15 protein-coding genes are annotated in these 14,691 nt (G+C 71.2%); 9 read left to right on the top strand and 6 right to left on the bottom strand.

What is annotated here, in order from left to right:
* Window position 1: 1 nt before the first annotated feature.
* Window positions 2-943 carry an HAD family hydrolase gene (locus tag AC5YDV_RS02590; RefSeq protein ID WP_496181950.1) on the bottom strand — a complete coding sequence of 314 codons (942 nt, stop codon included), beginning with the start codon at window positions 941-943 and terminating at the stop codon, window positions 2-4.
* A gap of 225 nt (window positions 944-1,168) precedes the next feature.
* On the opposite strand from AC5YDV_RS02590, the gene AC5YDV_RS02585 reads away from it, so the two are divergent.
* The gene (locus AC5YDV_RS02585) at window positions 1,169-1,837 is read left to right on the top strand and encodes an HAD family hydrolase (protein ID WP_496181951.1); all 669 of its coding nucleotides are present in this window, start codon (window positions 1,169-1,171) and stop codon (window positions 1,835-1,837) included.
* 18 nt (window positions 1,838-1,855) lie between these two features.
* On the opposite strand, the gene AC5YDV_RS02580 is transcribed toward AC5YDV_RS02585, so the two are convergent.
* Window positions 1,856-2,533, bottom strand: a complete 678-nt coding sequence (locus tag AC5YDV_RS02580) for a uracil-DNA glycosylase (RefSeq protein ID WP_496181952.1) — start codon at window positions 2,531-2,533, stop codon at window positions 1,856-1,858.
* 67 nt (window positions 2,534-2,600) lie between these two features.
* On the opposite strand from AC5YDV_RS02580, the gene AC5YDV_RS02575 reads away from it, so the two are divergent.
* From AC5YDV_RS02575 to AC5YDV_RS02565, 3 genes are all read left to right on the top strand, one after another.
* A complete protein-coding gene (locus tag AC5YDV_RS02575) occupies window positions 2,601-3,779 on the top strand; it encodes an AI-2E family transporter (RefSeq protein WP_496181953.1) in 1,179 nt (392 codons plus the stop codon).
* Between the two features lie 368 nt (window positions 3,780-4,147).
* Complete coding sequence (locus AC5YDV_RS02570; protein ID WP_496181954.1) at window positions 4,148-4,936, top strand: hypothetical protein; 789 nt, start codon at window positions 4,148-4,150, stop codon at window positions 4,934-4,936.
* Window positions 4,933-5,448 carry a DUF2089 domain-containing protein gene (locus tag AC5YDV_RS02565; protein ID WP_496181955.1) on the top strand — a complete coding sequence of 172 codons (516 nt, stop codon included), beginning with the start codon at window positions 4,933-4,935 and terminating at the stop codon, window positions 5,446-5,448. Before AC5YDV_RS02570 ends, AC5YDV_RS02565 begins: the two co-directional genes overlap by 4 nt.
* An 8-nt stretch (window positions 5,449-5,456) precedes the next feature.
* Here AC5YDV_RS02565 and greA read toward each other — a convergent pair whose 3' ends face one another.
* Together greA and AC5YDV_RS02555 are read right to left on the bottom strand one after the other, a co-directional pair.
* Window positions 5,457-5,963 carry a transcription elongation factor GreA gene (gene greA / locus AC5YDV_RS02560; protein ID WP_496181956.1) on the bottom strand — a complete coding sequence of 169 codons (507 nt, stop codon included), beginning with the start codon at window positions 5,961-5,963 and terminating at the stop codon, window positions 5,457-5,459.
* A gap of 12 nt (window positions 5,964-5,975) precedes the next feature.
* Complete coding sequence (locus AC5YDV_RS02555) at window positions 5,976-6,380, bottom strand: DUF4307 domain-containing protein (protein WP_496181957.1); 405 nt, start codon at window positions 6,378-6,380, stop codon at window positions 5,976-5,978.
* 33 nt (window positions 6,381-6,413) lie between these two features.
* On the opposite strand from AC5YDV_RS02555, the gene mca reads away from it, so the two are divergent.
* From mca to AC5YDV_RS02540, 3 genes are read left to right on the top strand one after another with little or no spacing between them, the layout of a single operon-like run.
* On the top strand, window positions 6,414-7,349 hold the full coding sequence (gene mca / locus AC5YDV_RS02550) for a mycothiol conjugate amidase Mca (protein ID WP_496181958.1): 936 nt from the start codon (window positions 6,414-6,416) through the stop codon (window positions 7,347-7,349).
* Window positions 7,331-7,543: a hypothetical protein gene (locus AC5YDV_RS02545; protein ID WP_496181959.1), complete on the top strand. Its 213-nt coding sequence runs from the start codon at window positions 7,331-7,333 to the stop codon at window positions 7,541-7,543. Before mca ends, AC5YDV_RS02545 begins: the two co-directional genes overlap by 19 nt.
* Window positions 7,543-9,684 carry a thioredoxin domain-containing protein gene (locus tag AC5YDV_RS02540; RefSeq protein ID WP_496181960.1) on the top strand — a complete coding sequence of 714 codons (2,142 nt, stop codon included), beginning with the start codon at window positions 7,543-7,545 and terminating at the stop codon, window positions 9,682-9,684. Before AC5YDV_RS02545 ends, AC5YDV_RS02540 begins: the two co-directional genes overlap by 1 nt.
* A 36-nt stretch (window positions 9,685-9,720) precedes the next feature.
* On the opposite strand, the gene trhA is transcribed toward AC5YDV_RS02540, so the two are convergent.
* Window positions 9,721-10,362, bottom strand: coding sequence for a PAQR family membrane homeostasis protein TrhA (trhA, locus tag AC5YDV_RS02535; protein ID WP_496181961.1), 642 nt, complete (start codon window positions 10,360-10,362; stop codon window positions 9,721-9,723).
* Window positions 10,363-10,471: 109 nt separating this feature from the next.
* Between trhA and AC5YDV_RS02530 the strand changes: the two genes are divergently transcribed.
* Together AC5YDV_RS02530 and AC5YDV_RS02525 are read left to right on the top strand one after the other, a co-directional pair.
* Complete coding sequence (locus AC5YDV_RS02530; protein ID WP_496181962.1) at window positions 10,472-11,416, top strand: NAD(P)-dependent oxidoreductase; 945 nt, start codon at window positions 10,472-10,474, stop codon at window positions 11,414-11,416.
* Between the two features lie 22 nt (window positions 11,417-11,438).
* The gene (locus tag AC5YDV_RS02525; RefSeq protein WP_496181963.1) at window positions 11,439-12,245 is read left to right on the top strand and encodes an isoprenyl transferase; all 807 of its coding nucleotides are present in this window, start codon (window positions 11,439-11,441) and stop codon (window positions 12,243-12,245) included.
* On the opposite strand, the gene AC5YDV_RS02520 is transcribed toward AC5YDV_RS02525, so the two are convergent.
* Window positions 12,233-14,641, bottom strand: a complete 2,409-nt coding sequence (locus AC5YDV_RS02520) for a glycoside hydrolase family 31 protein (protein ID WP_496181964.1) — start codon at window positions 14,639-14,641, stop codon at window positions 12,233-12,235. The two genes, AC5YDV_RS02525 and AC5YDV_RS02520, sit on opposite strands and share 13 nt — an antisense overlap.
* Window positions 14,642-14,691 lie beyond the last annotated feature (50 nt).

Raw genomic sequence — 14,691 nt, 5'->3', positions numbered from 1 at the left:
GTCACTTCACCTTCGGCATCGTGATGGTCCGGTTGCCCGAGATGGTCTCCCACGGGACCTCGCCGGGCAGCTTGGCGTTGAACTCGTCGATCAGCGCCTGCTGGTACTCGCCGGCGAACGTGCCGTCGAGGAACTTGCCCAGGGCCTCGTCCTTGAAGCGCAGCCAGGAGCGCTTCTCCTCGCCCGGCAGGATCGGGTAGTACAGGCAGCCCACCTTGTCGGCGGCGTCCCGGTCGCCGGGGGCGTCGCCGATCAGCATGATCTTGTCGTCGTCGTACTTGCCCTTGGCGGCGTACTGGACGTGCTCGGCCTTCGAGCCCATCTCCTGGCCGGCGATCACCTGCATGTACTGGGCCAGCCCGTGGGCGTTCCACTCGTACTCCAGCGCGTGCAGGGGCGTGGCCGACACGGTCATCTGGTCGACGCCGGCAGCCTGCATCGCCTGCATCGACTCGAGGACGCCCACGAACGGGCCGGCGTTGTGCACCATGTCGGCGATCCGGGCGTTCACGTCGTTGCCCCACGCGATCGCCCGCGCGATGGTCTCGGACGGGTGGTCCTCGTAGTACCGGGCGATGCCCTTGTCGGACAGCGGATAGCCGGGCGCGTTGATGAACTCGGTCAGCTCCGGGTAGTCGGGGATGGTCACGCCGCGCTCGGCGACCTCGACGCGATCGCGGAGGAGGTCGAGCACCTGCTTGAGGGCCAGCCAGCGGTTGAGGCCCCGGGTGATCGAGCCGAGGTTGACGAACAGGGCCGTCGAACGGGCGAGCGTGGAGACCGGCTGGAGGTCCCAGCCCTTGATGTAGGCGGGGGTGAAGCACTCGAGGTGCTTGATGTCCATGGCGTCCATGGCGCAGCCGTCGGAGTCGATGCCCACGAAGTACTTCTGCGTGGGCACGAAGTCGACGAGCACCTGGGCGGCTTCGGGACGCTGGCTCACGTGGAGGTCTCCTTTGTGCGCTGGTGCGGACGCGCGCGAGCCGCGTCCGGCGGTTCCCTCATTCTCGCCGGGCACCTGGGGATGCGCTCGCGTTCCGCCGAATTGCCCGGTCCGCGCCGCCGAGGGCTCGGGTTCGGGCTGCCGAGGGCTCCGGTCCGCGGCGCCGAGGGCTCGGGTTCGGGCCGCCGAGGGCCTGTGACTCTCCTCCTCTGCTTGGATGGAGCCATGGAATCGCGCCTGCAAGCCGTGGTCTTCGACATGGACGGCACCCTGACCGACTCCGAGGAGGAGTGGGACGTCGTCCGTCGCCGCCTGGCCGCCGACGAGGGGTTGCCGTGGCCCGAGGACGCCACCAAGGCGATGATGGGCATGAGCACACCCGAGTGGTCCAACTACCTGGTCGAGACGGTCGGCCTGTCCGGAACACCCGAGGACGCCGCCCGCCGCACCATCGATGCCATGGCGGACGCCTACCGCGCGGGCCGGATCCCGGTCCTGCACGGAGCAGCGGACGCCGTGCACCGGATGGCGGAGATCGCTCCCTTGGCCGTGGCGTCCAGTTCGCCGCGCGACCTGATCGAGGTGGGTCTGGAGTTGCTCCGCGTCCGTGACCTGGTCGCCGTCGTCGTGTCGACCGAGGAGGTCGCGCGTGGCAAGCCCCACCCGGACGGCTTCCTCGCGGCCTGCCGGCAACTGGGTGTCGACCCGGCGGCCACCGTGGCCATCGAGGACTCCACCAACGGCCTGAGGTCGGCGCTCGCCGCGGGCATGAAGGTGGTCGCGGTGCCGCCGCGCTTCCACCCGCCTGCGGACGACGTCCTCGCCCGCGCGCACGCGGTCATCGACGATCTGGACGCCCTGACCGTCGACCTGGTCCTCGGCCTGCTGGAGTGAGGGCGGGGGCGGTCGCCGTCACGGCAGGCGCCAGTCCACCGGCTCGGCGCCCTGCGCGACGAGGGCCTCGTTCGCGCGGCTGAACGGACGCGAGCCGAAGAACCCGTACCGGGCCGCCATGGGTGACGGGTGCGCGGACGCGATGACCGGCACGTGACCCAGCCGGGGCGCGAGACCTTGGGCGTCCTTGCCCCACAGGATCGCGACCAGGGGGCCACCGCGTGCGACCAGGGCGTCGATGGCGGCGTCCGTCACGACCTCCCACCCCTTGCCCCGGTGGGAGGCCGGCGCGCCCGGCCGCACGGTCAGGCAGCGGTTCAGCAGCAGGACGCCGTGCTCGAACCACGCGCCCAGGTCGCCGTGTTCGGCCGGCGGGATGCCCAGGTCGGCGTCCAGTTCGGCGTAGATGTTCTGCAGCGACCGGGGGATCGGTCGGACGTCCCGGGCCACCGAGAACGAGAGCCCGACCGCATGACCCGGGGTGGGGTAGGGATCCTGGCCCACGATCAGGACCCGGACGTCCGCGAGCGGACGCGTGAACGCTCGCAGGACGTTCTCCCCGGCCGGGAGGTAGGGCCGTCCGGCTGCCACCTCCTCCCGGAGGAACCGGCCCATCGTGGCCACCTGATCGGCGACGGGGGCCAGGGCCTCGGCCCAGTCGGGGGCGATGAGTTCGGTCAGCGGACGAGCGGTCACCGGCTCAGGCTAGCCTCCCTGTCACTGACCGGGGCCGCCGGTACGCTGACCCCGGAAGGAGAACCCCGTGTCGCTCATCCCAGCCCTCCGCCGTCTCCTCGGCACCGAGGACCGTCCGGCCGAGCCGGTCATCATCCAAGTACCCGTCGCAGCGCCTCCCACCGAGACGAGGGCGTCCCTCGAACCCGACATCCCGCGCGGCGTGACCGTCGCGGCGGGGTACGCGTGGCGGCTGCTGTTCATCGGCGCGGCGGTCTATGCGCTGTACCAGGTGGTCGCCCACTTCTCCCAGCTCACCGTCCCCCTGGGGATCGCGATCTTGCTCACCGCGATGCTGAACCCCCTCACCGCACTGCTCAGGAGGTGGAACTGGCCCCCCGCCCTGGCCGCCATCGTGTCGCTGCTGTTGCTCGTGCTCGTCGTCCTGGGCCTCCTCGGCTTCGTGGGACAGCAGGTCGCCTCCGAGTGGCCGGCGCTGCTCGAGCAGTCCCGCGACGGATTCCAGGCCCTGGTCGCCTGGCTGGGGACGTTGCCGTTCGGCATCGACGATGCTCGCCTCAGTGAGTGGATCGCCCAAGGGACGGAGTGGCTGCAGGGCCAGGCGTCCGCCCTGGCGAGCGCGGCGGCCTCGGTCGGCGCGGCCTTCGGTGGCTTCTTCGCCGGGCTGGCCACGGCGCTCGTCGCGACCTTCTTCTTCGCCTACCAGGGCCGGCGCATCTTCTCCGGGGCCGTCGAGGTGCTGATGCCCCGGCCGTACAAGGCCCCCGTCGACCGCGCCGCCCGCCGGGGCTGGACGTCCTTGGTCGCCTACATGCGCTCCGCCGCCATCGTCGCGTTCGTGGACGCCGTGGGCGTGGCCCTGGCGGCGCTCCTGTTGCAGGTGCCCCTCGTCGCGGCCCTGTTCGCGTTGACGTTCTTCCTGTCGTTCATCCCGATCCTGGGGGCCACCATCGCCGGTGCGGTGGCCGTCGTGTTGGCCCTGGTCACCCATGGTTGGGTGTCCGCCGTGATCATGCTGGCGGCCGTGATCGCGGTCATGCAGATCGAGAGCACCTTCCTGCAGCCGCTCGTGATGGGCTCGGCGGTCGACCTGCACCCGCTGGCCGTGCTGGTCGGCATCACGGCGGGTGGCATCATCTCCGGGATCCTGGGCGCTCTGGTCGCCATCCCGGTGCTGGCGTTCGGTGTGGCGTTCGTGCGTGCGCTGCGGACCCCTGACCCCGTGGTTCCGGCCGAGTCTGGCTGACATCCCTTTCGTGTGGGTTCCGACCCGGCGGGCCGACCGCGGGTTCCCAACATTGACCACGGTGGGATTCAGGACTCCGCTCGAGGGGAGTACCCCGCTCCTGCCGCGCACGTGTGCGCGCGTTGAGAACACCTGCGCCGGTTGAGAGCATCCGCGCCGACGGACGCGCCGGGTCGGAACAGCTGCCACGGTTTGAACCGGCGGACCCTTCCCCATCCGGCGTACCTCGGGCGGGGGATTTGCTTGGGCCGTGGCGTACGGGAACCCAAGCCATCAATCAGGCCTCCACACCGCGAACTGAACCCCAGGGCCGCATCAGGGGAGACTTGGTCTCCCACAAATGGCAACCCGCACTTACCATTTGTGACATGAGTGACCCGGATCTCACGCAAATCCTCGCCGACCTCGCGGCCGGCACCATCGACGCCGCCGAGGCGGCTCGCCGCATCGAGGCTGCCCGAGCCGGTGCGCAGGGCACCGGCGGACACGAGACCTTCGACGAGCCGGCCGGCCCGACCGGCGTGAAGGGCACCGACCGCGTGACCATCCGCGCCGTGGGTCGGCGGGTCACCGTCATCGGTGACCCGTCCGTGGCCACGGCGTCCGTCACGGGCGAGCACGTGCTGCGCCGCCACGGCGAATCGCTCGAGATCTCGGCCGAGGGTGAGGTGGGACCCAAGCTGGAGGGCTTCAGTGTCATCAACCCGCCCAAGAGCCTCGACGACCTGCGCGGGCTCACCTTCGCGCGCGGCCTGACCGTCCGCGTCAACCCGGCCATCGAGGTGGACGTCGAGCTCACCGCGGGCAGCCTCGCGGTTACGGCCGTCCCGTTCCTGGGGCGTGTCCGGGTGACCGCCGGCGGCGCCGACATCAAGGGTGCCCGTCGCGTCACGGACGCCCTCATCCAGGCCGGCTCGGGCAGCATCGAGGGCCCCATCAACGTCGGACGGTCGCGGGTCAAGATCGAGTCCGGAGCCCTGACGCTGACGCTGGCCAAGCGGGCTTCCGTGACCGTTCGCTCGTCCACCCAGCTGGGGCGGGTGCTCTGGCCGGACGACGGGGGCAGCCCTGACGAGGTCGTCTTCGGCAACGGAGCAGCACGCCTCGACCTCGATGTCGTCATGGGCTCGGCGACGGTCAAGAGGGCCGACGCGTGACGGCCCCCGGACACCACCCGCTGCACCGCGCGCCCGCCGACTGCCCCGTCTGCGGGGAGGCGCTCGTCACCACTCGCCTGGGCTGCACGAGCTGCGGCACCGAGTTGGTGGGGCACTTCGCGCCCTGTCCCTACTGCCGACTGGACGAGGCCGACCATGAGCTGCTCAAGGTCTTCCTCACCTCGCGCGGAAACCTCAAGGAGCTCCAGGGCCACCTCGGCGTGAGTTACCCCACCGCCAGGGCACGCTTCAACGACGTGCTCGAACGGCTGGGCTGGTTGGGCGAGGCGTCCGACGCGGGGGCGGACACCGACGGCGACTCGACCGAGGAGGAGAACGGCGACCCGACCGAGGACGTCGAGCAAGCAACACCAACGACGCCCCCAATGGAGGACGCCGCGGGCCCCGCCCCCGCGGACAACGACCTGATCCGCGACCAGGTGCTGGCGCAGGTGGCGTCCGGACAGCTCTCCCCCGCCGTGGCGGCCGACCTGCTGGACAAGTTGCGCTGAGGCGTCCGTCAGCCCGTGTAGACCTCGTAGTGGAGCACGGTGACCTCGATGGTCTTGCCCGTCGGGGCCTCGTAGGAGACCGTCTGGCCCTTCTTGGCGCCCAGGATCGCCGCACCCAGCGGTGACTGGGGGCTGAAGACCTCGATGGCGGCGTCCGTCACGCCCATGAGCTCGCGGGAGCCCAGCAGGAACGTGTCCGTGTCGTCCTCGTCCCCGTCGTAGCAGATGGTGACCGTCATGCCCGGGGTGACCTCGCGGGCCGACGTCGGCGGCTCGCCGATCTGGGCGTCCCGGAGCATCGCCTCGAGTTGGCGGATGCGGGCCTCCTGCTGGCCCTGTTCCTCGCGTGCGGCGTGGTACCCGCCGTTCTCGGACAGGTCGCCCTCATCGCGCGCCTGGGCGATCTTGGCCGACACAGCTCGGCGGCCCTCGCCCTTGAGTTGCTCGAGCTCCCCGGAGAGCTTGTCGAACGCCTCCTGGGTGAGCCACACGGTGTTCTGTGCTGCTTCAGACATCCCACAACCCTATCAGCGGGGCACGCAGGTGAGGACTTTGACCGACGTGGGTCGCTTGAACGTCCGGATCACGATGTCGTGGTCCTCCAATTCCTCGGCGCCGGGCGCGAGTTCGATGTCGTACTGCCCGACCGTCTCGTACGACTCCGCCTGGGCGGTGATCGTGCAGACCGCCGGACGTCCCGGGTCGGGTCGCTGCGTCGTGACGCGGACGTCCATGGTCTGGTCGGACGTCACCGTCCACGACACGATCTTCGCGCTGATCGGCGGGTTCGCCCCGTACAGGGCCGACCAGAGCAGCCACGTGCCCCCGACACCGGCAAGCATGACCGCGACGACGATCCACAACCAGCGCGGCGTCCGGCTCGGCGGGTAGCGGCGCGCGATGCGCTGGGCGTCGGTCTCGGAAGCGGTCATGGCCCCCATTGTGCCCGTGGTTCAATGGCCGCCATGGCCGACTTTCCCCAGACGCGCGTGGACTCATCCGGCGAGCCGTTGCGCCTGATGGCGGTGCATGCGCACCCCGACGACGAATCCAGCAAGGGTGCCGCCACGGTCGCCAAGTACGTGGCCGAGGGGGTCCAGGTGCTCGTGGTGACGTGCACGGGCGGGGAGCGCGGCGACATCCTCAACCCGCGCCTGGACACTCCCGAGAACTGGGCCGGCATCGCGGCGCTACGCGTCGCCGAGATGGAGCGCGCTCGCGAAATCCTCGGTGTGGAGCAGCGGTGGCTCGGCTACATGGACTCGGGCCTGCCGCAGGGCGACCCGCTGCCGCCGCTGCCCGAGGGCTGTTTCGCGCTCGCCGCTGTGGACTCCGCCGGGGCGGATCTCGCCGCGATCATCCGGGAGTTCCGGCCCCACGTGGTCACGACCTACGACGAGAACGGCGGCTACCCGCACCCCGACCACATCCAGACCCACCGCGTCACGATGCGCGCCGTCGACCTCGCGGCCGACCCGGACGCCGACGTCCACGGCGCGCCCTGGCCGGTGGCCAAGCTCTACTACCACATGACCTTCCACCGCGAGCGGGCCGTCGCGCTGGACGCCGCCATGCACGAGCACGGGATGGAGTCGCCGTACCGGGAACGCCTGGCGGACTGGCCGGAGGACCCGAGCCAGGCGGAGCGGCTGACCACGTTCGTCCCGTGCGCCGAGTACTACCCCGTCCGCGACGAGGCCCTGCGGGCGCACGCCACCCAGGTGGACCCCGACGGCTTCTGGTTCGCGGTGCCCCTGTCGATCCAGCAGAAGGCCTGGCCGACCGAGGACTACCAGCTCGTGAAGTCGCGGGTCGCGACGACGCTGCCCGAGGACGACCTCTTCGCGGGGGTGGAGACCCACGCGGCGGATAGGCTGGACACGTGGTTCTACTCGATCTAGGGCGCGATCTGGCGCCGAGCTGGGCGCCGTTGGGCGCCGCCGTCGTGCTGCTGCTCGCCCTCCTGCTGCTGTGGTTCAGCATGCGGCGGCACCTCAAGCGGGCCGCGCGGTTCTCCGATGACGAGGGCGTCGACATCCACGCCCCGCGCATCGAAGACCGGTCCCTGAACCCCGACGACCAGCCCGAGAACTGATGGCGAACCACCTCGCCGACCAGACCAGTCCGTACCTGCTCCAGCACGCGACCAACCCGGTCGACTGGTGGCCGTGGGGTCCGGAGGCCTTCGCCGAAGCCCGCCGGCGCCACGTGCCCGTGCTGATCTCGGTGGGCTACTCCGCCTGCCACTGGTGCCACGTGATGGCGCACGAGTCCTTCGAGGATCCCGAGGCGGCCGCGCTGGTCAATGAGCACTTCGTCGCGATCAAGGTCGACCGCGAGGAGCGCCCCGACGTGGACGCGGTGTACATGCGCGCCACCCAGGCCCTCACCGGGCAGGGCGGCTGGCCGATGACCGTCTTCGCCACGCCGGACGGCAAGCCGTTCTTCGCGGGCACCTATTACCCGCCGGAGCCGAGCCGAGGGCTGCCGTCCTTCTCCCAGGTCGTCGGCGCTCTTGGTGAGGCCTGGCGCGACCGCGAGGACGAGGTCGTGGCGTCGGCGTCCAACATCGTGGAGCAGCTCGCGCAGATCAATGCGCTGCCCAGCGCGTCCGCCCCGCCCGGGGTGTGGGAGGTGCTGGACGAGGTGAGCGCCGACTTCGACCTGCTGCACGGCGGGTTCGGCGGCGCGCCGAAGTTCCCGTCGCCGCTGCTGGTGGACGCCCTGCTGGTCAAGGGCGAGGCCGGCACGCTCGACCTCGCACAGCGGACGCTGGAGGCGATGGCCCGGGGCGGCATCCACGACCAGGTGGGTGGGGGCTTCCACCGCTACGCCGTCGACGCCGGCTGGGTCGTTCCCCACTTCGAGAAGATGCTGTACGACAACGCGCTGCTGCTCGGCTCCTATGTGCGTGGCTGGCGCCGGACGCCCCAGCACGAGACCGGCCTGCGTTGGCTGTTCGAGCGCGTGGTCCGGGGCGTCGTCGGGTGGGTCGAGCGCGAGATGGTGGTCGAGGGCGGCGGCTTCGCCGCATCGCTGGACGCCGACTCCGCCGACATCCGCGGCATGGCCCACGAGGGCATCTACTACGCGTGGAACCCCGAGCTGTTGGCGGACGCGCTGGGTGAGGACGCGGACTGGGCGTCCTCGGTGTTCCACGTCACCAAGGACGGCAGCTTCGAGCACGGCCTGTCGACCCTGCAGTTGCGGGGAGCGCCGGACGTCGCCCGCCTGGAGTCGGTGACCGAGCGGCTGCTGGCGGTGCGCCAGAACCGGTTCGCGCCGCCGCGCGACGGCAAGGTCGTCGCGTCCTGGAACGGTTGGATGATCGAGTCCCTGCTGTGGGCGTCCCTGGTGTTCGGCGAGCGGTCGTGGCTCGACCTGGCCGTCCGGGCCGCCGAGTACGTGTGGGCGGTGCACCGCACGGACGGGGGGTTCGTCCGGACGTCGTTGGACGGGCACGCGGGCACGGCGCCCGCCGTCGCCGAGGACTTCGGCGCCATGGCCCAGGCCTACGGGTTGCTGGCCGGCGTGCTGGGGGAGTCGGTGTGGCTCGACCGGGCCGTCGCGTTGCTGGACGAGGCCGTCGGGCTCTTCGGCGCTGAGGACGGCGGCTTCTTCGACGCCGCCGGCGACGGGCTCTTCTCCCGTCCTCGTGACGTGCAGGACAACCCGACGCCGTCCGGGACGATGACCCTGGTCACGGCGCTGCGCACGGTGGGGCTGCTCGCAGAGCGGACCGACTTCGTGACCCGTGCGGACGCCGCGGCGAAGACCACGTGGGGGACGGTCGCGGCCGGACCGCGCCACGCGTCCGCCGCGTTGACCGACCTCCTGGTGGCGGACGAGGCCCGCAAGGGCCTGCGCCCCGCCGTCGCGGTGGTGCTCGACGAGTCGGGCGACCCGCTCAACGAGGCCGCACGCGCCGCGTGGCGCATGGCACCGGTGGGCACGGTCGTGGTGTCCGGACGTCCGGGGACCGGGTTCGGGTCGTGGTTCGAGGCGGCTGCCTCGGATGCGTCCCCGACGGCCGGCGCCTCGGGGCCCGCCAAGCTGACCCACGCCCGCGTGGGCGGTTCGGGCCAGGTGTCCGAGGTGGCGGGTGAGGGCGACGAGTACGACGAGCACGAGGTCGTCCCGTTCGACCAGGTCGTCCGCGTCCGGCGTGCCGAGGTGAAGTTCCCGCCGGCGTCCACCGTGCAGGAACTGCGCGCGGCGCTCTGGTCGCGGGCCTGAGGCCGCGGGGCAGTTCAGGCCCGACCGCGGACGACGTCAGCGCAGCGTGACGATCGCGATCGCGGCGAAGTGGCACAGGGCGGCCACGACCGTCGCCACGTGGAAGATCTCGTGGTACCCGAACCAGGCTGGGGCGGGGTCGGGGCGCTTCCGGGCGTACACGACCGCGCCCGCGGTGTAGATGAGGCCGCCGACGATGATGAGGCTCACGACGAGCGGGCCGCCCGCGTTCCAGAACGGGACGAGCCAGCCGACGGCGACCCAACCCATCGCCACGTAGAGGCCGGTGTACAGCCACCGGGGCGCGTTCATCCAGCCCAGCTTGAAGGCGATGCCGGCGGCGGCGATGCCCCAAGCGAGCGCCAGGAGCACGACCCGGCTCGTCCCCTCGAGCAGGAGCAGGGCCAGCGGCGTGTACGTGCCGGCGATGAAGATGAAGATGTTGGCGTGGTCCATCCGCCGCAGGACCCCGCCGACCCGCTCGGTCCAGGTGCCTCGGTGGTAGAGGGCCGACGTGCCGAACAGCAGGGTGGCGCCCACGAGGTAGATCGCGATGCCCAACCGCGCGACCCAGGAATCGGCGGCGACGATGAGCGCCAGCCCGAGGATTTGGACGACCGGTGCCATGCCGAGGTGGAACCACCCCCGCAGGCGCGGCTTGGGGACGATGGTCTGCATGCCCGTGCCCTTACTTGACGAAGCGTAACTTACGGTCACGTAGGTTAGGGTAGTTCGGTGGCTCCGGACACGCAAGCTCCGCGGCCCGCACGGCCCCTAGGGTGAGTGGGTGAAGATCCTCGCCACCACCGACGTCCCCTTCGAGTTCGAGCCCCCTGCCGATGTGGTGGTGGTCCCGTTCGGCGAGGACGATCCCGTCCCCGCTGAGCACCTGGACGCCGACGCCGCGATCGTCCAGGGGTGGACGTCCCCGGCCGTGGCCCAACTCGCGCGCGAGGCGTCCAACCTGCGGTGGGTGCAGACGATGGCGTCCGGCCCCGACGGCGTGCTCGCGGCAGGGTTCCGCCCCGACGTGGTCATCACCAACGGGGGCGGCCTGCACGACCGGACGGTCGCCGAGACGGCTCTCGCGCTGGCCCTGGCGGGCATCCTGCGGTTCCCCGCCCTGCAGGACGCCCAGCGCGAACGCCGCTGGGCGCACGACGAGTTCGGGTCGTGGCGTCCCCTGCACCCGGCGGGCAAGGTCGGCTCGGTGGTCGACGCCAACGTCCTGGTCTGGGGGTTCGGCGCCATCGGACAGCAGGTCGCGCGCAACTTCGCGGCCGTCGGCGGCCGCGTCCGGGGTGTGGCGAACTCGGCGGGTGAACGGGCGGGCTTCGAGGTCTTCACCGACGCCGACCTCCCGACGTTGCTCCCCGAGACGGACATCCTGGTCATGGTCCTGCCGACCGATCCCTCCACCGACAAGGCCCTCGACGCCGATCGGATCGCCCTGCTGCCCGAGCGCGCGTGGGTGATCAACGTGGGCCGCGGCACGACGGTCGACCAGGACGCCCTCATCGCGTCCCTGCACGCCGGTGAGCTGGGTGGTGCGGGTCTGGACGTCGTCACGCCCGAGCCCTACCCCGCAGACGGCCCCCTGTGGGACGCGCCGAACACCATCATCGTCCCGCACATGGCGGGCGGTCGGGCCCACGGGTCGAACGAGCTCCTGAACGACAACATCACGCGCCTGCGGGCGGGGCAGCCGCTCCGCAACGCCGTCCCGCGGTGATCGTCGGCGTTAGGCTGCGAGCATGTCCTGGGGTGAACGAGCACGTGAACTCGTTGATCGGTTGCACCCGGCGAGCCTGCTGTACTCGACGTACGAGCAGCGCCTGCTGGCCGAGATCGACCGCACGAGGCTGCCGCGCCACGTGGCCGTGCTCGCGGACGGCAACCGCCGGTGGGCACGCCTGAACGCTCCCGGGCAGCCTTACGAGGTCGGCTACCAGGCGGGTGCGGACAAGCTGAAGCAGTTCGTCGAGTGGTGCGACGAGGTCGGGATCGGCGTCGTGACCCTGTGGGTGCTCTCGACCGAGAACCTGGCCCGCAACGAGGACGACGTCCGCCCGCTGCTCGACGTCATCGAGCACCTCTTCGTTGAACTGGCCGAGACCGGACGGTGGCGGCTCAAGCTCGTCGGTGACCCGACCCTGCTGCCCGAGACCATGACGGACGCGCTGCGCGCCGCGGAGTTCGACACGGCGTCCGTGACCGGGCTCCAGGTCAACGTCGCCATCGCGTACGGCGGACGCCATGAGCTCCGCGACGCCGTCCGCAAGCTGCTGGCCCAGGAGGCCACCCACGGCGCCACCCTCGAGGACGTCGCCCAGCGCCTCGAGATCGACGACATCTCCCAGCACCTCTACACCGCCGGCGATCCGGACCCCGACCTCATCATCCGGACCTCCGGCGAGCAGCGGCTGTCGGGGTTCCTGATGTGGCAGTCGGCGCACTCGGAGTTCTACTTCTGCGAGGCGCTGTGGCCGGACTTCCGCCGCGTGGACTTCCTGCGCGCCCTGCGCGACTACGCCTCCCGGGAGCGTCGCTACGGGCGGTGACCCCGCTGCTCGTCAACCTCGGCGAGCAGGACCTCCGAGATGACGTCCTTGATGTCCTGGGCGATCGGGAGGGACGCCACGCCGGCCACGCGGGCGAGGGTCCCCGGCGTCGACGCCAGGAACGCCCACAGCGTGTGCTTGTCGATGTAGCCCACCTGCAGGTCGTGGATGATCGCGAACAGGCGGTCCTCGATGCGCTGGGAGGATGTGCCGGGTGACGAGGAGAAGTGGAACGTCGCCCCCGTGGAGGCGTCGACCTCGCCCAGGTCGACCGTCACCGTCCCGGTCGCGTGGTCGTACGTGACGGTCTGATCCGAGGAGAGGGTGTCCGACGGGGCCAGGCCCGTCACCGACACCCGGTAGCGGCGCGTCGCCGGGATCGCCGACGCGTCCCCCACGATGGGGTCGACGGTGAACAGGCCCCCGGCCTCGTCCCAGGTCAGGCGAGTGGTGCACGACCTCGGCTCGACCGCATCGTCGTCCTCGTAGAGGACGAACTCGCCGTCCGCCCCGGCGAAGACCCGGACGTGCAGGGCGCCCGGGTTGGCGACCGACAGGTCGTCGCCGTCCACCAGCGGCACGATCGTCCCCGACCTCGCCAGCACCGGGTACGTCTCGAGCGGACGCCGCAGCGTCACGAACCGTCCGCCGGTGTAGCGCAGCCCGGAGTACCAGTCGTGCCAGGTCCCCTCCGGCAGCCACGTGGTGACGGACGCCCGCCGCGTCCGACGGTCGGCCGGCGTGGTGAGCGGGGCGACGAGCAGGCCGGTGCCGAACAGGAACCCCCCAGAGCCCCGGAGGGCAGTCTCCGGGCGCGGGTCCAGGTGGTAGAGCGGCCGGACGAGCGGCTCGGACAGCCGATGCGCCCGTTCGTTCATCGTGTAGAGCCACGGGACGAGCCGGTGCCGGAGGCGGAGCGACTCCGCCATGACGGCCGCCGCCTGGGGACCGAAGTTCCACGGCTCCTTGCCCTGGAACGGCGACGACGTCGAGTGCAGGCGATTGATGGGGGACCACGTGCCCAACTGGAACCACCGCGCGACCATCTCGTCGTCGCGCTCGCCGAACATGTGCCCGCCGATGTCGTGGCTCCACCAGCCGTAGCCGATGTTGGCGGCGGTCGCCGTGAACCACGGCTGGAAGTGCAGCGACTCCCACGAGGTGACCGTGTCGCCCGAGAAGCCGATGGGGTAGCGGTGCGACCCCGGGCCGGCGTAGCGGCTCAAGGTGACCGGACGCTTCCCCTCGCGGGCGGAGTCGAGGAAGTGCAGGTGGTTGAGCAGCCACAGCGGGTCCAGCCCCGGGATCGAGGACGAGCCGCCCTGCTGCCAGTCGACCCACCAGAAGTCGACGCCCTGCTCCTCCAGGGGGTGGAGGACCTCGTCGAAGTAGGCCTCCATGAAGTCGGGGCTCGTCACGTCGAACGGGATTGGGTCGCCCGCCGCCGGGTCGAGGCCCAGGCGCTCGGCGAGGTCCGCGTAGGCGTCCTCGAACGAGCGGACGCCGTCCGCCGGGTGCAGGTTGACCGAGACCGTCAGGCCGCGTTCGTGGAGGTCGGCGAGCAGGGCCACCGGGTCGGGGATGAGGTTGGTGTTCCACGAGAAGCCGGTCCAGCCGGAACCGTGGCGCGCGTCGACGTCGACCCAGTGCCAGTCCATGTCGAGGACGGCGACGGAGAACGGCAGGCCCTCCCGGTCGAAGCGGTCCATGAGGGCGAGGTACTCCTCGGAGGTGTAGGCGTGGTACCGCGACCACCAGTTGCCCAGGGCCCAGCGGGGGAGCAGGGGCGTCGGGCCGGTCAGCGCGTGGAAGTCGCGCAGCACCCCCGGGGCGTCGTACCCGTGGACGAAGAGGTAGAGGTCCACGTCGCCGATGCGCGGGGTCGGCCAGCCGTCCTCGTCGAGGGCCAACGAGGCGCTGTCATCCCAGGTGGCGTACCCGAAGGCGCTGATCAGGCCCTTCTCGAGCGGGACCGCGCCGTCCGCCTCGTCGAGGGTCCGGGCCGTGCCGCCCAGGTTGCCGACGTGCCAGCCGGCCTCGCGCTCCTGGACGACCTCGGGATCGCCGAAGTGCCAGACGCTGCGCCAGTCGGCAACGCCCGGTTGCCGGACTTGGAGGCCGCCGGCGGAGAAGCGCTGCCCGTCCCAGGTGAGGTGCAGGCCGCGCGTGGTGAGCTGCAGGGCGTCCCCGTCGCGGGCGAGCTCGAAGGGGACCGGTGGGAACTCACGGTTCCACACCACCTGGGTGGGGCGGTCCTCGAACTGGCCGTCGTCGGACCACTCCAGGCGCAGCAGGCGCTCGGTGAGGATGGTGATGCGCCAGGTGGGCCCGACCAGCACCTGGCCGGGGTCCGACAACGGGGAGACAGCGGGACGGAAGCGCTGGTGCAGGGGCATGGGTCCAGCCTAGGGACCGCACCGCTTTGTCAGGACCAAGGAACGGTGCT

It is taken from the genome of Propioniciclava sp. LT432, assembly GCF_059515965.1.
The sequence above is the reverse complement of the archived record's forward strand: the minus strand, read 5'-3'. Positions and strand labels throughout refer to the sequence as shown.